Source organism: Micromonospora sp. NPDC048887 (genome assembly GCF_040649715.1).
In the GTDB taxonomy this organism is placed as follows: Bacteria; Actinomycetota; Actinomycetes; order Mycobacteriales; family Micromonosporaceae; genus Micromonospora.
This window is the reverse complement of the sequence record NZ_JBEZGA010000011.1, coordinates 35,239-60,777: the sequence shown is the minus strand read 5'-3', so window position 1 is coordinate 60,777 and position 25,539 is coordinate 35,239. Positions and strand designations below refer to the sequence as shown.

The following is a 25,539-nucleotide window of genomic DNA, read 5'->3' as shown; positions in this document are numbered from 1 at the left end:
ACCGATTCCGACCGCTGAGGTGTACCGGGGCCCACTTCGGGCAACAGGACCGACCATGGGTGGACCGGTCAGGAACGGCGTGCAACTGCTCGGCGAGCGATATCGGCTCGTCGAGCAGTTGGGTGCGGGCGGCATGTCGGTCGTCTGGCGCGGCTACGACGAGGTGCTGGGCCGGCAGGTAGCAGTCAAGGTGCTGGCCTCGCGGCTGGCCAGCGACAAGGCGTTCCGGCACCGGATCCGGGTGGAGGCGCAGGCCGCGGCGCGGCTGTGCCACCCCAACATCACCAACGTGTACGACTACGGCGAGTCCGTGCAGGTCGGCCTGACCGTCCCGTACGTGGTCATGGAGCTTGTCGACGGCGGTCCGCTCAGCGGCCGGCTCGGTCGCGACGGGCAGCTTCCCTGGCGGGAGGCCATGACCATCGGCGCGGAGGTCGCCTCGGCGCTCGCCGCCGCGCACGCACGTGGCGTGGTGCACCGGGACGTGACCCCGGGCAACGTCATGCTGACCCCGACCGGGGTGAAGGTCGTCGACTTCGGCATCTCGGCGCTGGTGGGGGAGAGCGACAAGGGGCCGGACGGCGCGCTGCTCGGCACGCCCGCCTACCTCGCTCCGGAGCGGCTGGACAACGGCCACGTCTCCCCGGCCACCGACGTGTACGCGGTCGGGCTGCTGCTGTACCGCATGCTGACCGGCCGCCTGCCGTGGCAGGCCAGCACCACCACCGAGATGCTGCGCGCGCACATGTACCGCGACCCGGACCCGATGCCCGCCGTGCCGGGGCTGCCCGAGCCGGTCGCCGCGCTGGTGCAGCGGTGCCTGGCCAAGCGCCCCGAGGACCGCCCGGCCACCGCCGAGGTGGCCCGTACGCTCGCCGAGGCGGCCGGCATCGCGGCGATCGTGCCGGTGTCACCGGCGTTCGGCCGGATGGACCCGGCGCTCGCCGAGAACGCCGGCACCACCATCCTGCCGTGGTCGGCGGAGACCGACGCGCTGCCGTTCTCGGTGGTGCGTACCCGCACGCGGCGGGCGGTGGCACGGCGGCGCAAGGTGGAGGCGGGCGTGGCCGCCGTCGGCCTGATCGCGGTGACCGCCACCCTGTGGGGGCTGACGTCCCGCAGCCCGGCCAGCGGCGGGGTGGAGCCGACCGAGGCGCGGATGAGCATGCCCGAGCCGATCCCCTGCGCAGTCGACTACTCGCTGCGCCGCGACACCGGCAAGGACTTCGCCGCCGAGCTGACGCTCACAAACACCAGCGACCGGGAACTGCGCGACTGGACCATGGACTTCACGTTCCCCGGCAAGCAGACGGTCACCACGGCCCAGCCCGCGGCACGTCAGGCGGGGCGTACCGTCTCGATCGCCGCACCGGCGGCGGACCCGGCGCTGGCACCCGGTGCGTCGACGAAGCTGACGCTGGCCGGCCGCTACACCGGGAGCAACACGCTGCCCGTGGAGTTCCGGGTCGGGGACAGCTCCTGCGGGGTGCAGGTCTCCGGCATCGCCGGTTCGGCGCCGACCACCGCGCCGCCGGTGCGGACGCCGGTCAAGCCGGCCAGCAAGGCCACCGCCAAGAGCGTGCCGGCGAAGGCCAAGCCGAAACCGAAGCCCAAGGCCGAAGGGCCCGGCAAGGCCAAGGGCAAGGAGAACGGCAAGGGAAAAGCAAGGTAGACCGGCCGAAGGGGGGTGGGAACGGCAAGGGCAAGGGGCCGAAGAAGGGCTGACGGTCAGGCCGGCGGCTCCGGTCAGGTCGGCGCGGCCATCAGGTCAGCGCGGCCGTCAGGTCAACGCGGAGAAGCGCTGCACCTGGGTGATGCCGCCCTCCACGATGAGGACGCTGTCCGCCGCCAGCACCGTGTCCGGCCCGGCGTACCGGAACGGTTCCCCGGCCTGCTTCGCGCCCACCACCATCACGCCGTACCGGTCCTGCGGGGCGATGTCGCGCAGGGACCGCCCGACCAGCGGCGCGGGCACCTTGATCTTGGCGATGGCGAAGTCGTCGTCGAACTCGATGAAGTCCAGCATCCGGCTGACGATCAGGTGGGCCACCCGCTCCCCGGTCTCCGCCTCGGGGAAGACCACATGGTGCGCGCCGACCGAGTGCAGGATCTTCGCGTGCTTCTCCGAGACGGCGCGCGCCCAGATCTGCTCGATGCCCAGCTCCGCCAGGGCCAGCACGGTGAGCACGCTCGCCTCCAGCGACGCGCCGATCGCGACCACCACCCGGCGGAAGTCCGCCATCCCGAGCTGGCGCAGCACCGCCTCCTCGGTGCTGTCCGCCTGCACCACCCGGTCCAGGTCGGACGACCAGTGCTGGACCCGGGCCGGGTCACGGTCGACCGCCAGCACCTCGTGACCGAGGCGTGACAGGGAGCCCGCCAGGCGCGAGCCGAACCGGCCCAGGCCGATCACCGCGATGCCCGTCTCCTCCGGATGCCTAGCCGACAATGGGTTGCTCCTCCGGATAGCGGTACAGCCGTCGACGGGTGTTCAACGCGATGGCCGAGCCGAGGGTGAGCGGCCCGACCCGGCCGACGTACATGAGCGCGGTCAGCACGTACTGGCCCGGCGGGGAGAGCTGCCCGGCCACCCCGACTGTCAGGCCGGTGGTGCTGAACGCGGAGGTGACCTCGAACAGCGCGGCCGAGAACGACACCTGCGAGGTCATCGCGATCAGGCCGACAGTCCCGCCGGCCACCAGCGCCACGCTCAGCAGCGCCACCGTCAGCGCCTGCCGCTGGCTGGACGTGGCCACCCGGCGGTGCCCGACAGTGGTGTCCAGCTCACCCCGCAGCTCGGCCCAGATGGCGAAGCCGAGCAGGAAGAACGTGGAGACCTTGATGCCGCCGGCGGTGCTGGCGCTGCCGCCGCCGATGAACATCAGTCCGATCAGCATGGGGTAGCTCTCGTCGGTGAGCCGGCCGACGTGGATCACGTCGAAGCCGCCGGTACGGCTCAGCGCGATCTGGGCGAACGACGCCAGCAGCTTGCCCGGCACGTCGTAGGTGCCGATCGTGAACGGGTTGGCCCACTCGGCCAGCAGCAGGTAGGCGACGCCGAAGACGATCAGCACCACGCTGCCCCAGACGGTCAGCTTCGTGGCGACCGCCCAGCGCGCCGGCTGCCGCCACTCGCGTACCGCCTCGAACAGCGCCGGGAAGCCGAGCCCGCCGATGATCGCGCCGAGGCTGAGGGGCAGCGCCACCCACCCGTCGCGGGAGAACGCGATCAGGCCGTCGGAGTAGAGCGCGAACCCGCCGTTGTTGAACGCCTGGACCGAGTGGAACACCGCCGACCAGAGCGCCCGGCCCGGCCGGTAGTCGTACGCCAGGAACAGGCGCGCGGCGACCACCGCCGTCATCACCGCCTCGGTGGCGAAGACGGTGGCCGCGATGCGCACCAGCAGCCGGCGTACGTCGCCGAGACCGAACTCGGCGGTCTCCGCCTGCACGAGCAGCCGGTTACGCAGGCCGAGCTGGCGGGACACCGCGAGGATCACCAGCGACGCCCCGGTCAGGATGCCCAGACCGCCGAGCTGCGTCAGCACGGTGATCATCACGAGCCCGAAGCCGGTCCAGTAGTTCGGCGTGTCGGTCACCGCCAGCCCGGTCACCGACACCGCCGACGTGGACGTGAACAGCGCGGTGACGAACGGCGTGTACCGCTGCTCGCTCGTGGCCCAGGGCAGCATGAGCAGGCCGGTGCCGGCCAGGATCACCGCCAGGAATCCCAACGGCACCAGCCGTACGGGCTTCCGGAGCAGGCGGCGCACCCCGTCATCTTCCGTCCGGAGATTCACCGGCAGGTCAGGAACCGACCAACTGGCGGTCAACCACACCCGGTCTGCTGTGCGTACCCATCAACGACAGGAGACGGCGTTGCGACGTACCCTTTCCGCCCTCGGCATGGCCGGCGCGCTGCTCGCGGCCGCTGTGGTGGTGCCGGCAGTGGCCGCCCAGGCCGGCCCGGACCACCACGCCGCCGGCCCGGACCACCGCGCCGAGCGCGCCCACGCGCCCCAGCGGCCGATCGTGATCGGCCACCGCGGCGCGAGCGGCTACCGCCCGGAGCACACCCTCGAGGCCTACCGGCTCGCCATCCGCCAGGGCGCCGACTTCATCGAGCCGGACCTGGTCGCGACGAAGGACGGCGTCCTGGTCGCGCGGCACGAGAACGAGATCTCCGGTACGACGGACGTGGCCGCCCGCCCCGAGTTCGCCGGCCGCAAGGCGACGAAGACCATCGACGGGGTGACAGTCACCGGCTGGTTCACCGAGGACTTCACGCTGGCCGAGCTGAAGACGCTGCGGGCCAAGGAGCGCCTGCCGCAGGTGCGGGTCGCCAACACCGCGTTCGACGGCAAGTTCGAGATCCCGACGTTCCAGGAGGTCATCGACCTGGCGCGAACCGAGTCGAAGGCGCGGGGCCGGACCATCGGCGTCTACCCGGAGACCAAGCACCCCACCTACTTCGCCTCGATCGGCCGCCCGCTGGAGGAGCCGCTGGTCGCCGTGCTGCGCCGCAACCGGCTCACCCACCGCGCCGACCCGGTGTTCGTGCAGAGCTTCGAGACCGCCAACCTGCGCAAGCTCGACAAGATGATCGACGTACGGCTGGTGCAGCTCATGGACGCGAGCGGCACCCCCTACGACTTCGTCGCGGGCGGCGACAAGCGGACCTACGCCGACCTGGCCACGCCCGCCGGACTGGCCTGGATCTCCCGGTACGCCGACGGCGTCGGCCTGAACAAGAACCTGATCGTGCCCCGCGACTCGGCCGGACGGCTGCTCGCGCCGACCCCGGTGATCCGTGACGCGCACCGGCAGAAACTGGTGGTGCACGCGTGGACGTTCCGGGCCGAGAACCAGTTCCTGCCCGTGGACTTCCGCATCGGCGCCGACCCGAACACGCGTGGCGACATCACGTCCGAGTACGAGCTGTTCTTCGACCTGGGCCTGGACGGCGTGTTCAGCGATCACCCCGACACGGCGGTGGCCGCCCGAGTCGGCCGCTGACCAGCGCGTCCATGCCGGGGAGGCGCTAATCCGCGGCTCGTAGGGGTGAGGGTGTCCGGACATATCTGGGCACCCTCATTGCTCCTCCGCTCGGCGAGCACGCCCGGTGCCCCGCCACCCGGGCCATCAGGGAATCGTTGGGAACAATGAAGGCGAGAGATCGGTCGGAAAGCTGCGTCACCCTTCCCATACGTACGGATGTTCGACAAGATGGCACTTCGCGATCGGAGGAGGGCGCATGGCCGACAAGAGCGCCATCGAGTGGACGGAAGCAACCTGGAACCCCACCACCGGTTGTGACCGCATCTCCGCCGGCTGCGACAACTGCTACGCGTTGACGCTCGCGAAGCGCCTCAAGGCCATGGGCTCGACGAAATACCAGACCGACGGCGACCCGCGTACCTCCGGGCCCGGGTTCGGTGTCGCCCTGCACGCCGATGCCCTGGACATTCCTCGCCGCTGGCGTGACCCGCGCACCGTTTTCGTCAATTCCATGTCAGACCTCTTTCATGCCCGAGTTCCCCTCGACTATGTCCAACAGGTGTTCGCCGTGATGCGCGAGACGCCACGGCACACCTTTCAGGTGCTCACCAAGCGAGCTGCGCGATTGGCGAAGGTCGCCCACCACCTCGATTGGCCGGCGAATGTCTGGATGGGCGTGAGCGTCGAGGACGGCACGCACCGAGACCGGGTCGACCACCTGCGAGAGGTGCCAGCTTCGGTGCGCTTTATCTCGGCGGAGCCGTTGCTCGGTCCACTGTCCAACCTAGATCTCGACAACATCGACTGGCTGATCGCAGGAGGAGAGTCCGGGCAGGGCTGCCGCTCGATGGATCCGGCCTGGGTCCGTGACCTACGGGATCAGTGCAGCTCTGCCGGCACCGCCTTCTTCTTCAAGCAATGGGGCGGGCGCACCCCGAAGGTCGGAGGTCGGCTGCTGGACGGCCGGACCTGGGACGAGATGCCGCTGCCCCGCGCGCTCGCGTCGGCCTAGGTGTGCAGAGGTCAGGCGATCCCGTCATGGGCGCCAGACGACCTCCTTCCAGAAGTCGCCCGTGCCAGGGCAGCTGATCTGGCCTTGCCGATGCAGCGCCTTGACGGCTTGCCGCACGTGAGGGGCCCAGGCCTGTCCGAGCACCTCACCGTAGACCTCAGGCACGTGATCCATGATCTTGCAAGACACATGCCGGTCCAGCATCTTCACGAGGTTCCGCTCGATCGTCCCCGACCAGCGCTGGGCGTTCTCGGCCTTGTACTGCTCGGCATCGAAGACAGGACCGTCGCCGAACAACGTGTCAGCCAGGTGATCGCCTCGGCGTAGCTGTTCCCTCACCCACGCCTCTTCCCATTCGACACCCGCCTTGCCCAGGGTGTCGGCAAAGTGCCAGGCACCTTCGCCGTGCCTGGTGAACAGAGTGAGGACGTACTTCGGCGCGAGGCCGGGCCGTGGCCGCACGGGCATCCGCACCGCTTGGTAGTCCGATCCCTCGGTGAGGTTCCGGGCGTACCTGTCCGCGACCCGCAGTGCGACGTCCGTGGCGCGCTCGTCATCTTGCGCGTCTGACACCTGGGCGAAATAGCCGCGCCACCAGGGCCCGCCGAGGAACCGATCCAGTCGCGCGGCGGTCTTCTGTTCGCTCCCCGACAGGCCGCCCGGCCGCTGGCCGGCGACGTGGACGGCACGCCCCATCCGGGCCACGGTGGAGACGCTGAAGTGCAGCAACACCTCGGTAGGTGGCCAATTGGGTCGACCGAGCAGTCGGGTGCGGATCAGGTCGAAATCGAGGGCTGGGCCGAAGGGATCGAGAAAGGCGAAGAGCGAGGCGCCCTTGGCCCGAGCCAACAACTCGGGGAGGTGCTGGTCGAGGCTGCCCTGGCGCAGTTCACGCTGGACTGGGCCACCCTTGTCGCGAAGGACCTGCTCCAGGTTCGCGTAGCTGTCCGGTTCCTGCTCGACGAAGAACGCCAGCACGTCGCGGAAGCCCTGAACGAACTCGGCGCACCGGGACAGGAGCAGCGGTGAACCCGGCTCCCCGCCGTCGTACTCGCCCCTGCCGGCGTAGCCGTCCAGGAAGACGATCGGGTTGCCCTGGCCCGTTTTGGACGCGAACACCACTGGATAGCGCTTGAGGATGCCGTGCTTGAGCGCGGCCGCTGCCTTCTTGGAGCGGAAGAATTCCTCGTTCGCGGACAAGAGCCCTCCCCACGCCACTTGCTTTCAGTGATGTGAAGATAGCTTTGAGTAATGGCTCACGCTGGCCGTCGTTGGGTTGCCGGAGGGTGCTCAAGCCGCCGAGTGTGCCGGTGAGCAGCAGTGACGCCCTTGGTCGGATGCGCAACGGGCCGGGCGAAGTCCATGATCTGACAACACCATGGTGTCCTGCCCTGTATGGCGCGACTCAAGATCCAGGGCGAGTTCTAGCGGTTTGACGGTTCGGCTACGTAGGTGCCTCGGCCGGGCTGGCCGGTGATCAGCTCGCGATCGTGCAGCAATGACATCGCACGGTAGGCCGTGTTCATGTGGACGCCGTAGGTCTCGGCCAACTCACGTGTCGAGGGCAGTCGGTCGCCCGGCTTCAGCTCGCCACTCTTGATCTTCGCGGCGATGTCGTTGGCGATACGGCGGAACGGTGCTTCTGCTGTGGGCATGGTGGGGACTCCGGTTGGTTCGGCAAATCCGATCCTGCCCTACCTGCACAAGTAACTGCAACAAGTTGCCCAGCACGTCGAGAGTGGAGGCTCGCGCATAACCAGATACTGGTGTAGGTTGAGGCGCGTCCGGCTCCGGTTGGTTCGGCAAACCTCGGGAGTCGGACCCGGATTGGGCTCCGGGGTCGTACCGCCGAACGGGCTGCGGTCTCGGGGTCGGCGGTCCGCCCGCGTCCTCTGTCTGCGGGCGGGCCGCCTCCACGGCTCGGTGAGGAGGATCGGCGTGCGTAACGTGCTCAACCTGTTCCAGTCAACCCGGCGACGTGGCAAGGGCGGGCCGCCGAACCAGGGCTGGTACCGATCGGATTCGTGCCGGCCGCTGAGCGTCGGGCAGGTCCGCGAGCGGAGGTTCCGCACCGTGCGGCACGGGCTCGACCCGGCGGAGGTGCACGCCTTCCTCTACCGGGTGGCCGGTGACCTGGCGCTGGCCCGGCGCGACGCGTCGCGGTACGCCGAGGAGAACACCCGCATCAAGGCAGCGCTCAAGAGCTGGCAGTCCCGGTTCACCCCGGGCGCGCAGCGGTGAGCCGGGAGCGGTTCGTCGTACACCTGCCGGTTCTCGCGGCCGACCTCGACGGCGCGCGGGGGTTCGCGCGTGCCATCTGCCGGGCGCTCGGGTTCCTGGCCGACGTGGAGCGCGCCGGGACGACCGTGTCGCGGGAGGACGAGCAGTCCGTACGCCACTGGGTCTGGTGCGACCGGCCGCGCGACGGTGGCCGGCGGTGCGCACGGGCGGCCGACCACGACGGGGACTGCGGCGGGCGGTGACCGGCGCGCGATGGCGTGGGCCGACATTCCCGGCGAGCTGCGCGTGGTGGGTGCGGCCATCCGGGGTCGGTGCGGTTACGTGGCGATGTCCGGCGTTGTAACGAGCGGCCACCCCGTCACGGGGACTTGTGTGCGCCGACCACATAGCCCGTGGGTGACGTCACTTCTAGCGTGAGCCGACAACTGACATTCCCCTGTCCTCACCTGGAGTCGCAATGACGATCCGGCACACGCGACGGGTGTTCCTTACCGCCGCCACCTCGGTGGCGGTCGCTCTGGCCGCCACGGCCTGTGGCAGCCCGCAGGACACCGCATCCGGCGGCGGCGACGCCGCCCCGGTCAAGGTCGGTCTGGTCTACTCCCAGTCCGGGCCGCTCGCCAGCTACGGCAAGCAGTACATCGAGGGTTTCAAGGCCGGCCTCGACTTCGCCACCAAGGGCACCGGCAAGGTCGGTGACCGCACCATCGAGGTGAGCGAGGCCGACGACGCGGGCGACCCGGCCAAGGCCGTGTCCGCCGCGAAGGACCTGATCGGCAAGGGTACGAAGATCATCGCCGGGTCCACCTCGTCCGGGGTGGCGCTCCAGGTCGCGCCGATCGCCGCGCAGAACAAGGTGCTGTTCATCTCCGGCCCGGCCGCCACCGACGCGGTGACCGGCGCGAACAAGTACACGTTCCGTTCCGGCCGGCAGTCCTGGCAGGACGTGGTGACCGCCCGGTCGTTCATCGGCGACGCGGGCGGCAAGAAGGTCGTCGTGTTCGCGCAGGACGGCGCGTTCGGCGACGCGAACGAGGCCGCCGTCAAGGCCGTGATCGGCGGTGCGGGCGCGAACGTGAGCAGCGTCCGGGCACCGGCCAGCGCCACCGAGTTCACGCCGTTCGCCAGCCAGATCAAGGCCGCCAAGCCGGACCTGCTCTTCGTCGCCTGGGCCGGCACCACCGCCGGCGCCATGTGGCAGACGCTCGACCAGCAGGGCGTCCTCGCCTCCACCACTGTCGTCACCGGCCTGGACATCCGCGCCTCCTGGCCGACGTTCGGCGCGGCCGGCAGCAAGATCTCGTTCCTGTCGCACTACTTCGACGGGGCCAGCGACACCGAGGCCGCCAAGGCCGCGAAGGCGAAGGTGCCGGGCGGCACGCTCGACCTGTTCCACCCGGACGGGTTCGCCGCCGCGCAGATGGTCGTCCGCGCCGTGCAGGAGGGCGGCGACGACGTGGAGAAGATGGTCAAGGCGCTTGAGGGCTGGGAGTTCGAGGGCGTCAAGGGCACCATGAAGATCCGCGCCGAGGACCACGCCCTGCTCCAGCCGATGTACCAGGCCAAGCTCTCCGGCAGCGGCACCGCCTTCACGGCGACCGCGCAGAAGTCGCTCACCGGTGACGAGAGCGCGCCGCCGGTCGCGCAGATGAAGGGCTGACCCGTGCTCGCCACCCGCGGTCTGACCTGGCGGATCGGTGAGGTCGCCATCGTCGACTCCGTCTACCTCGATCTGGCGCCGGGGGAGTTCCTCGGCGTGATCGGGCCCAACGGCGCCGGCAAGACCTCCCTGTTCAACCTGATCACCGGCCTGCGCCGGCCCACCGAGGGCACTGTCCTGCTGGACGGCGCGGACATCACCGCGCTCGCGCCGCACCGGCGGGCCCGGCTCGGACTGGGGCGTACCTTCCAGGCGTCCTCGGTCTTCGGCTCGCTCAGCGTGCGGGAGAACGTCCGGCTCGCCGTACAGGCACACCGGGGTGGCTCGATGAAGCTGTGGCGGCGGGCGGCGGCCGACCGGGAGGTGGCCGCCGCCGCCGACGCGGCGCTCGACCGGGTCGGCCTGCACCACAGGGGTACGGCGCTCGCCGGCACCCTGGCCCACGGCGAGAAGCGCAAGCTGGAGATCGCGCTGCTGCTCGCCGGTGAACCACGGGTGATGCTCCTGGACGAGCCGATGGCCGGGGTGAGCGCCGAGGACGTGCCCGAGCTGGTCAGCGTGATCAAGTCGTTGACCGGCGACAGCGGCCGGGCGGTGCTCATGGTGGAACACCACATGGACGTGATCCTGGAGCTGGCCGACCGGATCGCCGTGATGCACCACGGCGCGCTGCTGGCATGCGACACCCCGGACACGGTGATGGCGAACGCCACCGTGCAGGAGGCGTACCTGGGGGAGGCCCTCTAATGGCGGAACCTGTCCTGTCCGTGGCGGACCTGTCCGTGCGGATCGCCGGACTGCACATCCTCCAGGGGGTGTCGTTCGAGGTCGCGCCGACCGGCGTCACGGTGCTGCTCGGGCGCAACGGCGTCGGCAAGACCACCACGCTGCGCGCGATCGTCGGGCTGACGCCGCGCGGCGGCGAGGTACGCGGGACCGTGCGGATGGGTGCGCGCAGCCTGCTCGCCCGCCCCACCCACCGGCTGGTCCGCGACGGCCTCGGCTACGTGCCGGAGGACCGCTGCGTCTTCGCCGCGCTCACCGTCGCGGAGAACCTGCGGCTCGCCGAACGGCGGGGCGTCACGCCCGCGTACGACAAGGTCTTCTCGCTCTTCCCGGAGCTGGAGCGGCGCGGACGGCAACGGGCCGGCTCGCTCTCCGGCGGGCAGCAGCAGATGCTCGCGATCGGCCGGGTGCTGCTCAACGACAACCGGCTGCTGCTCGTCGACGAGCCGACGAAGGGGCTGGCGCCGAAGGTGGTGACCGAGGTGGCCGAGGTGCTGGAACGGGTGGCGGAGTCCGTTCCGGTTCTGCTCGTCGAGCAGAACCTGGCGGTGGTGCGGCGGCTGGCGACCGACGCGGTGGTGCTCTCCGCCGGGAAGGTCGCCTGGACCGGCGACGCCCAGGAACTGCTGTTGGAGACCGCGCTGACGAAGTCGCTGCTCGGTGTGGGTTCTGGCTCCGGGGAGGTGCACGCGTGAACACAGTGGTCCTGCTGACGCTGACCGGGTTGGGCCTGGCGGCGCTCTACTTCCTCGTGGCCTCCGGCCTGTCCCTGGTGTTCGGCCTCGCCGACGTGCTCAACTTCGCGCACGGGCTGTTCCTCGGCGTCGGCGCGTACGCGACGTGGTGGGCGGCGGGCAACCTGCCCGGCGCCGGGCCGGACGGGTTCGGTTTCGTGCTCGCAGTCGTCTTCGGCGTGCTGGCCGGTTCGCTCGTCGCGGTGCTCGTGGAGCTGGTGCTGATCCGGCCGCTCTACTCCCGCACCATCGAGCAGGTGCTCGTCACCGTCGGCCTGTCGCTCGCCGGGGTGGCGCTGCTCCAGGCCACCTGGGGCGCCGACCCGCGACCGTTCCCGCGCCCGGACTGGAGCCGGGGCGTGACATCGGTGCTCGGCGCGCAGGTGCCGAACGCCGGGTTGCTGCTGATCATCGCCGCCGCTGTGGTGCTCGGCGCGCTGCTGGCGTTCCTGCGCTGGACCCGGTACGGCCTGATCATCCGGGCCGGCGTGGAGAACCGGGAGATGGTCACCGCGCTCGGCATCGACGTGCGCAAGGCGTTCACGCTGGTCTTCGCGATCGGCGGGGCCGCCGCCGCGCTGGCCGGCGCGCTCGGCGGCGTCTACTTCGGCACCGTCTCGCCGGGGCAGGGCGGCTCCCTGCTGATCTTCGCCTTCATCGTGGTGGTGATCGGCGGGATGGGCTCGGTGGTCGGGTCCGCGTACGCGGCGGTCGCGGTGGGGCTGCTGCAACAGTTCGTCAACTACTACGGCACGTCCGGCCTGGGTGACCTGTGCGTGGTCGGTCTGCTCGCCGTGGTGCTGCTGCTGCGTCCGCAGGGCCTGGCCGGAAAGGTGGCTCACGCATGACCAACTCGGTGGTCGACGCGCCTGGGGCGCAGGTGCCCGACGAACTGACCCCCGGGCGTTCCCGCTGGCACGGACTGCGCCCGTACCTGCCGCTCGTGGCGCTGGCGGTGGCGGCGATCCTGCCGTACTCCACGCTGCACCTGCCCGGGATCTTCGAGGGGCCGCTGAACTCGCCCGGCACGCTGCAACTGCTCGCCATCTGCCTTGTCTTCGGCGGGCTGGCGGCCGGATACGACCTGCTGTTCGGGCGTACCGGGATGCTCTCCTTCGGCCACGCGCTCTACTTCGCCGCCGGCGTGTACGGCACCGACATCCTGGTCACCAAGGCCGGGCTGCCGCTGTGGCAGGCGGCAGTGCTCACGGTGATCGGCGGGACCACCCTGGCCGCGCTGCTCGGTGCGGTGGCCCTGCGGACGGTGGGCATCGCGTTCGCCATGGTGACGCTGGCGTTCGCGCAGGTCGGGGCGATCCTGGTGGCCCGCGACTTCGGCGGCCTCACCGGCGGCGAGGAGGGCCTGCCGCTGGACGTTTCCGGACTGCCGGCTGCTCTGGTGGGGGTCACCAACACGGTGAACCTGTACTGGCTGGCGCTGGCGTACCTGGCGATCGTGGTCCTCGTGGTGCACCGGGTCAGCGCCTCGCCGACCGGGCGGGTGCTGGCCGGGCTGCGCGACGACGAGCGGCGCATCGGGGTGCTCGGGCTCGACCCGTACCGGTTCAAGCTCGTCGCGTTCACGCTCGCCGGTGGTCTCGCGTCGGCCGGCGGGGTGGTCTACGTGCTGATCGTCGGCGGCGCCAGCCCGCACATCACCTCGTCGGAGCTGACGCTGTCGCTGCTGGTCATGGTGGTGCTCGGCGGCCCCGGCACGCGGTGGGGGCCGGTGCTGGGCGGTGTCCTCTACATGTACCTGGACCACCGGCTCACCGCGTTCGGCAGCAGCGACGCGGTGAACAGCCTGCCCGCGTTCCTCAGCCACCCGCTGAGCCAGCCCCTGTTCGTCCTGGGCACCGTGTTCATCCTGGCCGTCTACTTCTTCCCCGGCGGCCTGGCCAGCCTGCGCTCCCGCGTAACCCCCCTGCTGACCGCCCTCCGCCGCCCCCGCTGACCATCTCCCGGCCCACCCGCCCCTCCCGCCCCGCTCCCGCCCCGTTGATCAAGGAGTTTGTGTCCTGATTCCACGGCCAGGATGACGCAGACTCCTTGATCAACGGGGATGGCGGGATGGCGGGAGGCGGGGAGGCGGGGAGGGAGTGGGAGGGGGCGGTGGGGCACGCGCGAGGGGCGGCGGCCCCCCGTGTGGCCCCCGCCCCCGCGCGTGCGTCGTGGTCAGCCGTTGAGCATCTCGTACGCCGACGCCGGCGCCTTCTGCACCTGCGCGCCCGTCGGCGCGCTGATCTTCGGCGCCTTGCCGAAGTCGTAGTACTTGGCGACCAGCTTCATCGCCTTCTTCTTGCCCGCGGCCGGCACCTCAAGGGTCAGCGAGGTGAGGTTCCCGTCCGGCCCGACCACGGCCGTGAACGGCACCTTCTTCGCCGCGTCACCGAGCGCGTCCACGTCCACGGTGGTGAAGCTCTCGCGGATGTCCGCGCTCGCGGTCAGGTCGGCGAACCCGGCGTACGTCCCGTCGCCCCGGTCCTCGACAGTCTCCGCGGTCCGGATGACACCGCCCATGTTGGCCGGGTCGGCGTTCTGGTAGACCGGCACCTCCGAGGTGTCGTCGAGCTTGGTGCGGTCCAGGAGCATCCAGCGCTTCGGCAGCTTCATCATGTCCTGCAGGCCGGCCATTCCGGTGATCTTCACCCGCATCCAGATGTCCTCCTCGATCACGCGGAAGGTCATCCCCATGGTGAACTCCGGGTCCTTGCTCTTCTCCGACATGGACAGCTCAAGGCCGCGCGCCGCCGGGTCGACCACCCCGTCGAACTTGTCCGCGCCCTCGATCGTGGTGAACCGGAAGGCCGGGTCGTTCTCGTCCGGCACGGCGGCCAGCAGCGTGGCCTTCGGGTCGGCCGACGGGCTCGGGGCCGGCCCGGCGCTCTCGGTGGCGTCGCCGGTCCCGCACCCGGCGGCCAGGACGGTGGTGGCCAGTACGGCCGTCGCGAGAGCCGCGATCCGCCGGAGTTTCACGACGGATCCGAATCGCTGCGTCATGGTGTTCGACTCACTTTCCCAGGTGATTGTTGCCGGGTAAGTATCGGCAGCCGTCACGGCGGCCCCGCTGCCGATATGCTGCCGTCCGACTGCCGTCGGCCACAGTGGGCGACGGCAGCCGGTACGGGGGCGGAAACTCGCATGTCAGAGGCGCTGCGCTTCGAACTGCTCGGCCCGCAGCGGGCCTGGTACGCCGGCCGTCCGCTCGACCTGGGCCCGGCCAAGCAGCGGGCGGTGCTGGCCGTGCTGCTGCTCGCCGCCGGCCGTCCCGTCCCGACCGGGCAGATCGTCGAGGCGGTCTGGCCGGACGAGGCACCGGTGAACGGCCTCAACGTGGTGCAGAAGTACGTGGCCGGTCTGCGCCGGGTGCTGGAACCCGACCGGTCGCCGCGTACGCCGGGCCGGGTGCTCACCCTCACCGACGCGGGCTACCTGTTGCGCGTGCCGCCCGAGGCGGTGGACGTGGTGTGCTTCGAACGGGGCGTGCAGCGTGCGCGGGCGGCGCAGGCGGGCGGCCGTACGGCGGAGGCGCTGGCCGAGGTGAGCGCCGCGCTGGACCTGTGGCAGGGGGAGCCGTTCACCGGGTTCGCCGGCCCGTACTTCGACGCGGCCCGGCACCGGCTGGTGGAGATGCGGGCGGTCGCGCTGGAGACGCGTACCGACCTGGAACTGGCCGACGGCCGGGACGGCGAGCTGGTCGGACGCCTGGTCGAGTTGGTCACCGAGTTCCCGGTCCGGGAGCGACTGCGCCAGCAGCTCATGCTGGCGCTGCACCGCAGCGGTCGGCAGGCCGAGGCGCTGGCCGCCTACCGCGACTACGCCGGGCTGCTCCGCGACGAGTACGGCATCGAACCGGGCGAACCGCTGCAGGATCTGCACCGGCGGATCCTCCGCGCCGATCCGGGCCTCCTGGCGCGTCCGGAGCGGGCCGGGCCGGACGGGAGGTGGACGGGCCGTCCGGAGCCGCTTCCGGTCGCCGCCGGTACCCCCACCGGCGCACCGGCTCCACCGTCGCTCACGAGCCCCGCCGAGGCGCCGGGCCGGCCGCTGCCCACTGATCCGGCCGAGAATTCGTTTCCGCCCACCGCTGCGGCGCCGGTCTCGGCCCGGCTCACCGTGCCGGTCCAGTTCACCGTCTCCGCGCAGCCGGGCGGTCCGCTCCCGCAGTCACCGGCCGGCGAGCCGCCTGCCGGCCTGCCGGCCTGGGTCTCGCCCCCCGTCGCACCGCTGTTCGGCGCCGTGCCGCCGACCGGGCGTCCGTCCGGTGTGCCGGGGTGGCTGAGCGTCGTCGTGACGGTGGGCGGTGCGCTCACCGCCCTGCTCTCGTTCGGCATGCTCACCTGGCTGGTGGTGCTGCTGTACGGCTTCTGGCGGCGCAGCTGGGGCAGCGTCGTCGCCGCCGTCTGCTACCTGACCGTGGCCGTGACGTTCGTGACGGTCCTGGGCAGCAGCGAGTCCGAGGAGGTCACCGCACCCGAGATCACCCTGATGGCGATCTGGCTGGCCGCCTGGGCGGCGGGCGTCCCGCACGTGGTGCTGCTCAACGGCCGGCTGCTCGCCTGGTTGCGCGGCCTCTGGCGGGGGCGGCCGTACGCGGACCGCAACCGGCTGCGCCGGGAGTACGCCCGTTACCTGCTCTACCAGTACCCGTCGGCCCGCGACGACCTGCGCATCGGGCGCCCCGACCTGCCCCGCGCGTACGACGACGGCGGACTGGTGGACGTCAACTCGGTGCCGGACCAGGTGATCGTCGGGCTGCCGGGACTGACCCGGTCGCAGGCACAGCACGTGGTGGTCGACCGGAGGCTGCGTGGCCCGTACACGTCGATGGAGGAGCTGGCCTCGCGGTGCCTGCTGCCGGCGGCGGCGACCGACGTGCTGCGCGAACTGCTTGTCTTCCTGCCGCCCGCGCCGCAGCCCGGTCCGCCGGTGACGCCGGCCGCCCCTGGTAGAAATGCCGGATGAGCCAGGATCGGATGGCCGTCCGGGAACGCGCCGAGGCGGTGCTGCGGCGGCTGGCGGGTGACCACGCCCGGCTGCGCGAGGACCAGTGGCGGGCCATCGAGGCGCTCGTGGTCGACCGGCGGCGGGTGCTCTGCGTGCAGCGCACCGGCTGGGGCAAGTCGGCCGTCTACTTCGTGGCCACCGCGCTGCTGCGGGAGGGGAATCAGCACGGGCCGACGGTGATCGTCTCGCCGCTGCTGGCGCTGATGCGCAACCAGGTCGAGTCCGCCGCCCGGGCCGGCATCCGGGCACGCACCATCAACTCGGCGAACCTGGACGAGTGGGACCAGATCACCGCCGAGATCCACGCCGGGGCGGTCGACGTGCTGCTGATCAGCCCGGAACGCCTGAACAACCCGGACTTCCGCGACGGCGTCCTGCCGAAGCTGGCCGCCACCACCGGGCTGCTCGTGGTGGACGAGGCGCACTGCGTCTCCGACTGGGGGCACGACTTCCGCCCCGACTACCGGCGGCTGCGCACGTTCCTGGCCAACCTGCCCGAGCGCACGCCGGTGCTCGCCACCACCGCCACCGCCAACGCCCGGGTCACGCAGGACGTGGCCGAGCAACTGGGCGACGCGCTGGTGCTGCGGGGCACGCTGGACCGGGAGTCGCTGCGCCTCGGCGTACTCGATCTGCCGAGCCCGGCCCACCGCCTGGCCTGGCTGGCCGACCACCTGGACCGGCTGCCCGGCTCGGGGATCGTCTACACGCTCACCGTGGCGGCGGCCACCGAGACGGCCGAGTTCCTGCGCGGCCGGGGCTGGTCGGTCGCGTCCTACACCGGGCAGGCCGAGGACGCCGACCGGCGGGCCGCCGAACAGGACCTGCTGGACAACAAGATCAAGGCGCTGGTCGCCACCAGCGCGCTCGGCATGGGCTTCGACAAGCCCGACCTCGGCTTCGTCGTGCACCTGGGCGCTCCGCCCTCGCCGATCGCCTACTACCAGCAGGTCGGCCGCGCGGGCCGGGCCGTCGAGCACGCCGAGGTGCTGCTGCTGCCCGGCGTGGAGGACGCGGCGATCTGGCGGTACTTCGCCTCGCTCGCCTTCCCGCCCGAGGAACAGGTCCGCGCCGTGCTCGCCGCGCTGGACACCGAGCGGCCGATCTCCACCCAGGCCCTGGAACCGGTGGTCGACCTGCGCCGGACCCGGCTGGAGCTGATGCTCAAGGTGCTCGACGTGGACGGCGCGGTCCGCCGGGTACGCGGCGGCTGGCTCGCCACCGGCGAGCCGTGGGTCTACGACGAGGCCCGGTTGCGGCGCGTCGCCGACGCGCGCGCCGCCGAGCAGCGGGCCATGCGGGAGTACGCCTCGACGTCCCGCTGCCGGATGCGCTACCTGCGGGAAGGGCTGGACGACACCGGGGCGCAGGACTGCGGGCGGTGCGACAACTGCGCCGGTCCGCTGTTCGACGCCGAGGTCACCGAGGCGGCGCTGACCGCCGCGCAGACGTTCCTCGGGCGCCCCGGCGTGCCGATCCCGCCGAAGAAGCTCTGGCCGACCGGGTTGGAGGCGGTCGGCGTACCCCTGAAGGGCCGCATCCCCCCGGCGGAGCAGGCGCTGGCCGGCCGGGCCGTGGGGCGCCTGTCCGACCTGGGGTGGGGCGGGCGGCTGCGCGGGCTGGTCGGGCCGGAGGCGCCGGACGGCCCGGTGCCCGACGACGTGGTGGCCGCCGTGGTCGAGGTGCTGAAGGCGTGGGCGCACGGCGACGACCCGTGGCCCCGGCGGCCCGCCGGCGTGGTCGCGGTCGGCTCCCGGACGCGACCGCTGCTGGTCGGCTCGCTGGCCGAGCGGATCGCCGCCGTGGGCCGGCTTCCGCTGCTCGGCCACGTCGTCCCGGCCGGGCCTGGCGGTGGCGGGCCGCGCGGCAACAGCGCCCAGCGGGTACGCGCGCTGCACGGCGCCTTCCACCTGCCGGACGACCTGGCCGGCGCGCTGCCGGGGCTGGACGGTCCGGTGCTGCTGGTGGACGACCTGGTCGACTCGGGCTGGACGATGGCGACGGCGGCGCGGCTGCTGCGCCGGTCCGGCGCCCCGGACGTGCTGCCGCTGGCGCTCGCGGTCGCCGGCTGACCCGTCGCGGCGGGTTCGCGGCGCGGCGGGTTCGCGGCCGGTTCGCGGCTCGCGGCGGAAAGTTCCCGGACCGGGCGGAATGCGAGCGTCACCACCGTCGGCGGACCGTCGTCCGGCCCGCGTCCGGGCGGCGGTACCGTGGGGTCATGACCGAGCAGCGACCCGTCGTCCAGACGTACACCGTGACCGGGATGACCTGCGAACACTGCGTCAAGGCGGTGACCGAGGAGCTGTCCGCGCTGCCCGGTGTCGACGAGGTCCGGATCGATCTGACGAGCGGCACCGCCACCGTCACCAGCGCGGCGCCGCTGTCCGTCGAGTCCGTGCGTGCCGCGGTGGACGAGGCGGGTTACGAGCTGGTCGGCGGCGGTGCCTGAGTCGTTGTCGGTCACGTCCGGCACCGGCGTCGTCCCCGACGACGCCGAGGCCGGTTCCGGCGCTCCCGCGACAGGGCCCGGCGACGCGGTGGACCGGGAGACGCTGCGGCTGGCCATGGTGGTGGGCGGCCTGGTGCTCGCCGTACTGCTCGGTTTCGGCCTCGGGCGGATGAACGCGCCGGCCGAGGCGGTGCGGTCCGCGGGCGCGACGGCCGGGGGAGTCGCCACCGGCGACGGCGGTGCGCACGCCCACGCGCCCGGGACCGGCGCGCACACGCACGACGGCGCCACAGTCACCCAGGGCGGCGGCGACGGCGCGACGGGGCTGTCGATCACCTCGGCCGGCTACACGCTCGTGCCGTCGACCGAGCTGGTCGCGGGCCGCGCCGGTGAGCTGCGCTTCCAGATCCGCGACGACCAGCGCCGGGCGGTCACCCGGTTCGCCGTCGTGCACGACAAGCCGATGCACGTGATCATGGTCCGGCGTGACCTCAGCGGCTACCGGCACCTGCACCCGACGATGGCCGCCGACGGCACCTGGTCGGTGCCGATCACGTCGCCGGAGGCGGGTCCCTGGCGGATGTACGCCGACTTCACCACGGTCGCCGACGACGGCCGCCAGGTCGCCGTGGTGCTCGGCGCCGACCTGACCGCGGCCGGCGCGTACCAGCCCCGGCCGCTGCCCGCAGCCGCCACGTCGGCCACCGTCGACGGGTTCACCGTCGCCCACACCGGCACGCCGGAGGTGGGGAAGGCGGTGCCGCTGCGGTTCCGGGTCACCGGCGCCGACGGCGCGGCGGCGTCGCTGGAGCCGTACCTCGGTGCGTACGGGCACCTTGTGGCGTTGCGCGAGGGCGATCTCGGCTACCTGCACGTACACCCGGAGCCGGTGCGCGACGGCGACGACGTGACGTTCTGGCTGACCGCGCCGGGGCCGGGGAGCTACCGGATGTTCCTGGACTTTCAGGTCGGCGGTGTGGTGCGGACCGCCGAGTTCACGCTGACAGTGGCCTGAGCCGAGGGCCGCTGCCCCGGTCGGTCAGCCGGCCCGGCGGACCGGGCGGCGGGCCAGGTAGCGGAGCAGATCGCGGATGTGGTGCTTCTCCTCGGCGGGCACGTTCGGGTCGGCGAGCCGGTCCAGGATCACCCGCACGTCGGCCTCCACCGGGCCGTCCTCGGCACCACGGCGGCGGGGCACCGGCCCGGCGTCGGGCAGCCCGAGCGCGCGGAACGCCGCCGCCACGGGCAGGTCGAGGGCGGCGCAGAAGCCGCGCACCTTGGCGAGCTCGGGATAGTCCTGCCAGTCTCCGGCCAGCCAGCGGAACACAGTGGAACGGCCCACGCCGGTGTGGGTGGCGAGGTCGGTCACCGTCCAGCCGCGTTCCTCGCGTGCGGCATCGATGGCCCGGCGTACGAAGCGCGCGAAGGCCATCTGCGGTGAAACGTCTGCGGAACCCATCCCTGGTGGATCTGTCCCCTTCCTCCGGTGGCCCGGCTCGCCCATCGAGCGTAGTACGCCCGGCGGGAGAAGTAACCGACTGATCGGCCCGGAGGGCCCGCTGGCAGGACCGATCAATGCGGAAGTGTGGTTCGGGTAATCTGCTTCGGGTAAGAAAATGGGGAACCCTGGGAACCGAAATGGAGGAGCAGCATGGCCGAGCCGGACCGTTCCGTGCCGCATCGCCCTGGCGCGGTGAGTCTCTTCTTCGTGGCCAAGGCCGCGGTGTTCGCGCTCGGCTTCTGGCTCTGGCTACTGGTGCTGGCGGTACGCGGCGGCGACGCGACGGGCGTACACCTGATCGCCGCGACCGGCGCGATCTGCACCACGCTGGTCTCGGTGGTGCTCGGCGCTCGGATGGCGTTGCAGCGCAACGCCGCCGTCCGGCACGCCGAACTGAAGCGACTGCTCGTCGACATCTCGTGGAACGCCTTCGCCGCCGCCGGGAACGGCGAGCAGCGCGGGAAGGTGGTGCCGTTCCCGAGCGTCTCCCACGACGCCGAGCAGGCCCCGAGCCGCGGCTCCGGTGAGCGGGTGTCGGTGCTCGACCGGGGTGACCGCAACCGGGGCGACCTGGGACGGTAGGCCCCCGGTCAGCGCGCCTCGGCCAGCAGCGTCTCCAGCCGGGGCGTGACGCCCCACTGGTCGACCAGTTCGCGATATTCGGCCCGCTGCCCGTCGGTCGGGGCGCCGGCCGTCCGCCGCGCCCGGATCAGCAGGTTGCGCGGCGTGTGCTGGGAGTCGACGAACTCCACCACCTCGGCGCGGTAGCCGTGCAGGCGCAGCAGCGCGGCGCGTACCGCGTCGGTGAGCACGTCGGCGAACCGTTCCCGCAGGATGCCCTGCCGGGTCAGCAGCTCGTACGGCGCGGGCGCCGGCCCGGCCCGCAACTGCGCGGCCAGGTCGTGGTGGCAGCAGGGCGCGGCGAGCACCCAGCGGGCCTCCCAGCGCACCGCCCGGGCCAGCGCCTCGTCGGTGGCGGTGTCGCAGGCGTGCAGCGCCAGCACCAGATCGGGCGCCGGGTCGACCGGCGCCTCGGCGATGGTGCCGGCCACGAAACCGACCCGGTCGGACCAGCCCAGGCGCTCGGCCAGCTCGGTGTTGCGGCGGCGCTGGTCCTCGCGGACGTCCACCCCGACCAGGGTCACGTCCAGGCCGCGCCCGACCAGATAGCGGTAGGCGGCGAAGGTCAGGTACGCGTTGCCGCAGCCCAGGTCCACCACCCGCAGCGGGCCGGTGAGGTCGTCGGGCAGCGTGGCCGCGAGCGCACGCAGGAACGCGTCGACCTGGCGGCGCTTGGCCGCCGAGCCGCCGATCTCGCGGAACAGGGGATCACCCGGGTCGAGCAGCCACTCCTTGGCCCGGTCGTGCCCGCCCGGCTCGACGGCCGGACGGCTGGCCGCCGCGCGGTGCACCTGCGCCTCGCCGGACTTGGTGACCCGGAGCTGGAGCGTGGCGTCGGCGGTCTCGACGTGCCAGTTGCCGAACGGCTCGGCGAGCAGTTCGTCGACCGCCGCGCCGGCCTCCGTGCCAGGTGCCACGTTGCGGGTGTGCGGTCGTGAGCCGTCGGAGACGGCGATCTGCAACCGGGGGCCGGCCTTCAGCGTGACCGGCCGCAGTTCCGCGCGTACCACCGAGGGACGCTGCCCACGACGGCGCCCGGCGGCGACCGCGCGGGTCAGCCCCGGCGCGAGCAGCAGCGCCCGCACCTCAGCCAGCGCCGAGTCCAAGGCCTCAGCCATCCCTACCTACCTCTCGTGCTTCCGCCCTGCCCGCCGACGCTCCGCCGACCATGACGTTGGCGGCGGCGCGCACGGCGTGCCGCACCGTCAACTTCATGATCGTCGCAGTGTGGGGGCGGGACGGGGACGGCCTCCGGGACCGGGGTCCGGGAGGCCGTTTCCGTGGGTGTCGGTCAGTCGGCGTTCGTCGCCTCGGCGGGCACGCCGGTGCTGCCGCCGCGGCGGCGACGGCGGCGACGCGGCTTGCTCGCCGCCTCGCCCTCCGCGGGCTGCGGTGCGGCAGCGGCGGTCTCGGCCGCGCCCTCGGTGCCGATCACCGCGGTCGGCTCACCGGCCACCGTCTCGCCGGCCCGGCGGCGACGGCGCCGACGCGGCGTACGCGAGGTCTCGTCGTCCCCGGCGTCGGCCTGCGGTGCGGACGACCCGGCGGACGAACCGCCCTCGTCACGCCGGCCACGACCGCGGTCACGGCCCTGCCCCTCGCCGCGCTCGCGGCCCCGGCTGTCGCCGCGCCGCGCGCCCCGGCGCGCCCGGCCACCGCCGCCCAGGTCCTCCTCGACCTCGGCGGACAGGCCGGCGCGGGTGCGCTCGGCGGTCGGCAGGGTGCCGCTGATCCCCGTCGGGATGCCCAGGTCGGTGTAGAGGTGCGCGGAGGTGTGGTACGTCTCCGGCGGCTCGGGCATGTCCAGCCCGAGCGTCTTGTCGACGATCCGCCAGCGGGGCATGTCGTCCCAGTCGACGAACGTCACAGCGACACCGGTGGCCCCGGCCCGGCCGGTACGGCCGATGCGGTGGGTGTAGGTGTCCTGGTCCTCGGGGCAGTCGTAGTTGATCACGTGGGTGACGCCGGTGACGTCGATGCCCCGGGCCGCGACGTCGGTCGCGACCAGGGTGTCGATCTTGCCGGCCCGGAACGCCCGCAGCGCCCGCTCACGCGCGCCCTGCCCGAGGTCACCGTGCACGGCGGCGACGGCGAAGCCACGGAAGTCGAGATCCTCGGCGACCCGGTCGGCAGCCCGCTTGGTACGGGTGAAGATCATGGTCAGCCCGCGGCCCTCGGCCTGGAGGATGCGCGCCACGATCTCGACCTTGTTCAGCGAGTGCGTGCGGTACGCGAGCTGCTTGGTCTGCGGCGACGGGCCGGTCTCGGCGGTGTGCCCGGCGTGGATGGTCACCGGGCGGCGCAGGAAGCGCCGGGACAGCGCGACGATCGGGTCCGGCATGGTGGCCGAGAAGAGCATGGTCTGCCGGTCTTCCGGCAGCATCGCCAGGATCTTCTCGACGTCGTCCAGGAAGCCCAGGTCGAGCATGCGGTCGGCCTCGTCGAGGACGAGCGCGCGGACCCGGTCGAGGCGCAGGTGCTTCTGCTTCTGCAGGTCCAGCAGGCGGCCCGGGGTGCCGACCAGGATCTCGACGCCCTTGCGGAGCGCCTCGATCTGCGGCTCGTACGCCACGCCGCCGTAGATCGGCAGCACCCGGACGCCCCGGGTGCGGCCGGCGGCGTCGAGGTCCTTGGCGACCTGGATGCCCAGCTCGCGGGTGGGTACGACGACCAGCGCCTGCGGGACGCCGTCGCTGCCCTCGGACGGGGCGAACACGCGCTCCAGCAGCGGGATGCCGAAGCCGAGCGTCTTGCCGGTGCCGGTCGGCGCCTGACCGATCAGGTCGACGCCGCGCAGCGCGATCGGCAGCGCGTACTCCTGGATGGCGAAGGCGCGGGTGATGCCGGCGGCGGCCAGCGCCTCGACTGTCTCCTGCCGCGCGCCGAGCGCGGCGAACGTGGGTGCCTCCGGGGGGACCGGAGCGGTGGGGGCCAGTGGCTGGCCGGAAATCTGCTCGCTCATATGGATTTGGGGGTGCCCTCTCGTGGTGCGCCCCTCAGGTCCTCAGGGCGCGATCGGTGTGGCGCGGGCCACGCGGTCAGGGGCGAGTTCGCCGAGCCGGACCGGGCCGCACGCGCGTCGGGGACCGGCGTTGATCAGCAAAGTGACCGAATCGGTGCCCACGGCAACTGTCTCATCCTACCTGAACGGTCACTGGGTCGTCCCGATTCCCAGGTGGTGGCCCTGCGCGCGGGGCGCGCTGTTGTGACTTGAGTCACAGATACGACGCGCACGGCCTGCGCCGCGCCGCGCTCAGCGAGAGGGGCGCGGCCGCGATCGAGGCTGATCCCGGGCTGTCGGCAGGCTGTCGATGTGGCCCGACGGCTGCTCGGTGAGGCGCTCTCCCAGGCGGGGCGGATGCCCGCCGCCCACCGGGGCGCACTCGATGCGCCGGGGCTGCTGCGCCGGTTGACCGGGGCGCACGCCGCGCGGACGACAGCGGTGTGGTCGAACAACTGAGCCGCCGTGGCGGGAGGCCCGCCACGGCGGCCGGTGCCGCGGGAATCAGCGAACGGTGAACCCGACCGCGCGAGGCGAGGCCTCGGCGATCTCGACGTAGGCGACCTTGCCGACCGGCACGATCACGCGCCGGCCCTTCTCGTCGGTCAGGGAGAGGGTGCCCTCACTCTTGGCGAAGGCGTCGGTCACGATCTGCTCGATCTCGGCCGGCGACTGCGCGCTTTCCAGGACCAGCTCCCGCGGCGCGTACTGCACGCCGATCTTGACCTCCACTGTGCCTCCTCAACTGGGGCGAAAAAGCCACCGTGGGAAGGCTATCCGATCCGGCGGCCCGATGTTCAGGCTGACTCACCTTGCAGCGGGAAGCTGGCGATGCCGCGCCAGGACAGGGCTGCGACCAGCGCCTCGGCCTCCGCCTTGGGCACCTGCCGGCCGCCGGCCAGCCAGAACTGGGCGGCCGTCTCGGCGGCACCGACCAGGCCCGAGGCGAGCAGTTCGGCGCGTGAGCGGCTGACTCCGGTGTCCGAGATGATCGTGTCGGTGATGGCCGCGATGCAGCCCTGCTCGACCCGCTCCACCCGCTGCCGCACCGCCGGGTCGTTGCGCAGGTCCGACTCGAAGACCAGCCGGAACGCCTCGCTCTCGTGGTCGACGAAGTCGAAGTACGCGCGCACCGCCGCGCCGACCCGCTCCTTGTTGTCGTTGGTGCCGCTCATCGCCGCCTGCACGTTTGCGACTATCGCGTCGCAGTGCGTGTCCAGCAGCGCGAGGTAGAGCTCCATCTTCCCGGGGAAGTGCTGGTAGAGCACCGGCTTGGAGACACCGGCCCGCTCGGCGATGTCGTCCATCGCGGCGGCGTGGTAGCCCTGCGCGACGAACACCTCCTGGGCGGCGGCGAGCAGCTGCTTACGTCGCGCCGAGCGGGGCAGGCGGGTGGGCCGACCGGCGGTCTGTGCACCGTTCCCCACTGCGGTCATCGGATCCTCCGAGTATCTGCGTACGAGCCGGCACGTATCACCCGAACCGGTCCGGGTTCGTGAACCCGTCGCGGAATTGGCCCGCCGCTGTAA

General features: G+C 72.2%; 26 protein-coding genes. 16 read left to right on the top strand and 10 right to left on the bottom strand.

Annotated features, from left to right (window positions below; translation table 11 throughout):
• Positions 1-55: 55 nt before the first annotated feature.
• Positions 56-1,672, top strand: a complete 1,617-nt coding sequence (locus AB0C17_RS18280; protein WP_357479514.1) for a serine/threonine-protein kinase — start codon at positions 56-58, stop codon at positions 1,670-1,672.
• Between the two features lie 108 nt (positions 1,673-1,780).
• Here the strand turns inward: AB0C17_RS18280 and AB0C17_RS18275 are convergent, their stop codons facing one another.
• Complete coding sequence (locus tag AB0C17_RS18275) at positions 1,781-2,449, bottom strand: TrkA family potassium uptake protein (RefSeq protein ID WP_357383414.1); 669 nt, start codon at positions 2,447-2,449, stop codon at positions 1,781-1,783.
• Positions 2,439-3,773 (bottom strand): potassium transporter TrkG, encoded by a 1,335-nt coding sequence (locus AB0C17_RS18270; protein WP_357383416.1) that lies wholly within the window; start codon positions 3,771-3,773, stop codon positions 2,439-2,441. The genes AB0C17_RS18275 and AB0C17_RS18270 overlap by 11 nt, the downstream gene beginning before the upstream one ends.
• 106 nt (positions 3,774-3,879) lie before the next feature.
• Here AB0C17_RS18270 and AB0C17_RS18265 point away from each other — a divergent pair, with 106 nt between their 5' ends.
• Positions 3,880-5,016 (top strand): glycerophosphodiester phosphodiesterase, encoded by a 1,137-nt coding sequence (locus tag AB0C17_RS18265; RefSeq protein WP_357479510.1) that lies wholly within the window; start codon positions 3,880-3,882, stop codon positions 5,014-5,016.
• Positions 5,017-5,254: 238 nt separating this feature from the next.
• Positions 5,255-6,010 (top strand): phage Gp37/Gp68 family protein, encoded by a 756-nt coding sequence (locus AB0C17_RS18260; RefSeq protein WP_357383420.1) that lies wholly within the window; start codon positions 5,255-5,257, stop codon positions 6,008-6,010.
• Positions 6,011-6,034: 24 nt separating this feature from the next.
• On the opposite strand, the gene tcmP is transcribed toward AB0C17_RS18260, so the two are convergent.
• On the bottom strand, positions 6,035-7,210 hold the full coding sequence (gene tcmP, locus AB0C17_RS18255) for a three-Cys-motif partner protein TcmP (protein WP_357383422.1): 1,176 nt from the start codon (positions 7,208-7,210) through the stop codon (positions 6,035-6,037).
• A gap of 224 nt (positions 7,211-7,434) precedes the next feature.
• Positions 7,435-7,665, bottom strand: a complete 231-nt coding sequence (locus AB0C17_RS18250) for a winged helix-turn-helix domain-containing protein (RefSeq protein ID WP_357383424.1) — start codon at positions 7,663-7,665, stop codon at positions 7,435-7,437.
• A gap of 283 nt (positions 7,666-7,948) precedes the next feature.
• Between AB0C17_RS18250 and AB0C17_RS18245 the strand changes: the two genes are divergently transcribed.
• From AB0C17_RS18245 to AB0C17_RS18215, 7 genes are all read left to right on the top strand, one after another.
• Entirely contained in the window at positions 7,949-8,251 is a 303-nt protein-coding gene (locus tag AB0C17_RS18245) for a DivIVA domain-containing protein (protein ID WP_357479507.1), read from the top strand.
• The gene (locus tag AB0C17_RS18240) at positions 8,248-8,493 is read left to right on the top strand and encodes a hypothetical protein (RefSeq protein WP_047894639.1); all 246 of its coding nucleotides are present in this window, start codon (positions 8,248-8,250) and stop codon (positions 8,491-8,493) included. The genes AB0C17_RS18245 and AB0C17_RS18240 overlap by 4 nt, the downstream gene beginning before the upstream one ends.
• A gap of 215 nt (positions 8,494-8,708) precedes the next feature.
• On the top strand, positions 8,709-9,911 hold the full coding sequence (locus tag AB0C17_RS18235) for a substrate-binding domain-containing protein (RefSeq protein WP_357383427.1): 1,203 nt from the start codon (positions 8,709-8,711) through the stop codon (positions 9,909-9,911).
• Between the two features lie 3 nt (positions 9,912-9,914).
• Positions 9,915-10,658 carry an ABC transporter ATP-binding protein gene (locus tag AB0C17_RS18230; RefSeq protein ID WP_357479504.1) on the top strand — a complete coding sequence of 248 codons (744 nt, stop codon included), beginning with the start codon at positions 9,915-9,917 and terminating at the stop codon, positions 10,656-10,658.
• Positions 10,658-11,392: an ABC transporter ATP-binding protein gene (locus AB0C17_RS18225; RefSeq protein WP_357479501.1), complete on the top strand. Its 735-nt coding sequence runs from the start codon at positions 10,658-10,660 to the stop codon at positions 11,390-11,392. The genes AB0C17_RS18230 and AB0C17_RS18225 overlap by 1 nt, the downstream gene beginning before the upstream one ends.
• The gene (locus tag AB0C17_RS18220; RefSeq protein WP_357383433.1) at positions 11,389-12,279 is read left to right on the top strand and encodes a branched-chain amino acid ABC transporter permease; all 891 of its coding nucleotides are present in this window, start codon (positions 11,389-11,391) and stop codon (positions 12,277-12,279) included. Before AB0C17_RS18225 ends, AB0C17_RS18220 begins: the two co-directional genes overlap by 4 nt.
• On the top strand, positions 12,276-13,385 hold the full coding sequence (locus AB0C17_RS18215) for a branched-chain amino acid ABC transporter permease (RefSeq protein WP_357383435.1): 1,110 nt from the start codon (positions 12,276-12,278) through the stop codon (positions 13,383-13,385). Before AB0C17_RS18220 ends, AB0C17_RS18215 begins: the two co-directional genes overlap by 4 nt.
• A 221-nt stretch (positions 13,386-13,606) precedes the next feature.
• Here AB0C17_RS18215 and AB0C17_RS18210 read toward each other — a convergent pair whose 3' ends face one another.
• Entirely contained in the window at positions 13,607-14,407 is an 801-nt protein-coding gene (locus AB0C17_RS18210; protein WP_357383437.1) for a hypothetical protein, read from the bottom strand.
• A gap of 165 nt (positions 14,408-14,572) precedes the next feature.
• Between AB0C17_RS18210 and AB0C17_RS18205 the strand changes: the two genes are divergently transcribed.
• From AB0C17_RS18205 to AB0C17_RS18190, 4 genes are all read left to right on the top strand, one after another.
• The gene (locus AB0C17_RS18205) at positions 14,573-16,396 is read left to right on the top strand and encodes a BTAD domain-containing putative transcriptional regulator (protein ID WP_357469998.1); all 1,824 of its coding nucleotides are present in this window, start codon (positions 14,573-14,575) and stop codon (positions 16,394-16,396) included.
• Positions 16,393-18,510, top strand: coding sequence for a DEAD/DEAH box helicase (locus AB0C17_RS18200; RefSeq protein ID WP_357383441.1), 2,118 nt, complete (start codon positions 16,393-16,395; stop codon positions 18,508-18,510). The genes AB0C17_RS18205 and AB0C17_RS18200 overlap by 4 nt, the downstream gene beginning before the upstream one ends.
• A gap of 146 nt (positions 18,511-18,656) precedes the next feature.
• Positions 18,657-18,887, top strand: a complete 231-nt coding sequence (locus tag AB0C17_RS18195; RefSeq protein ID WP_302905479.1) for a heavy-metal-associated domain-containing protein — start codon at positions 18,657-18,659, stop codon at positions 18,885-18,887.
• Positions 18,880-19,902, top strand: coding sequence for a hypothetical protein (locus tag AB0C17_RS18190; RefSeq protein WP_357383443.1), 1,023 nt, complete (start codon positions 18,880-18,882; stop codon positions 19,900-19,902). The genes AB0C17_RS18195 and AB0C17_RS18190 overlap by 8 nt, the downstream gene beginning before the upstream one ends.
• Before the next feature lie 24 nt (positions 19,903-19,926).
• Here the strand turns inward: AB0C17_RS18190 and AB0C17_RS18185 are convergent, their stop codons facing one another.
• Positions 19,927-20,346 (bottom strand): helix-turn-helix transcriptional regulator, encoded by a 420-nt coding sequence (locus tag AB0C17_RS18185; protein WP_026268433.1) that lies wholly within the window; start codon positions 20,344-20,346, stop codon positions 19,927-19,929.
• Positions 20,347-20,538: 192 nt separating this feature from the next.
• On the opposite strand from AB0C17_RS18185, the gene AB0C17_RS18180 reads away from it, so the two are divergent.
• Positions 20,539-20,970 carry a hypothetical protein gene (locus AB0C17_RS18180; protein WP_357383446.1) on the top strand — a complete coding sequence of 144 codons (432 nt, stop codon included), beginning with the start codon at positions 20,539-20,541 and terminating at the stop codon, positions 20,968-20,970.
• Between the two features lie 8 nt (positions 20,971-20,978).
• On the opposite strand, the gene AB0C17_RS18175 is transcribed toward AB0C17_RS18180, so the two are convergent.
• Together AB0C17_RS18175 and AB0C17_RS18170 are read right to left on the bottom strand one after the other, a co-directional pair.
• Complete coding sequence (locus tag AB0C17_RS18175) at positions 20,979-22,127, bottom strand: SAM-dependent methyltransferase (protein ID WP_357383448.1); 1,149 nt, start codon at positions 22,125-22,127, stop codon at positions 20,979-20,981.
• 173 nt (positions 22,128-22,300) lie between these two features.
• Positions 22,301-23,971, bottom strand: coding sequence for a DEAD/DEAH box helicase (locus tag AB0C17_RS18170; RefSeq protein WP_357479496.1), 1,671 nt, complete (start codon positions 23,969-23,971; stop codon positions 22,301-22,303).
• A gap of 351 nt (positions 23,972-24,322) precedes the next feature.
• Here AB0C17_RS18170 and AB0C17_RS18165 point away from each other — a divergent pair, with 351 nt between their 5' ends.
• A complete protein-coding gene (locus tag AB0C17_RS18165; protein ID WP_357383452.1) occupies positions 24,323-24,469 on the top strand; it encodes a hypothetical protein in 147 nt (48 codons plus the stop codon).
• 45 nt (positions 24,470-24,514) lie between these two features.
• Here the strand turns inward: AB0C17_RS18165 and AB0C17_RS18160 are convergent, their stop codons facing one another.
• On the bottom strand, positions 24,515-24,742 hold the full coding sequence (locus AB0C17_RS18160; protein ID WP_013288692.1) for a DUF3107 domain-containing protein: 228 nt from the start codon (positions 24,740-24,742) through the stop codon (positions 24,515-24,517).
• A gap of 65 nt (positions 24,743-24,807) precedes the next feature.
• The gene (locus AB0C17_RS18155; protein WP_357383454.1) at positions 24,808-25,446 is read right to left on the bottom strand and encodes a TetR/AcrR family transcriptional regulator; all 639 of its coding nucleotides are present in this window, start codon (positions 25,444-25,446) and stop codon (positions 24,808-24,810) included.
• Between the last annotated feature and the right edge of the window lie 93 nt (positions 25,447-25,539).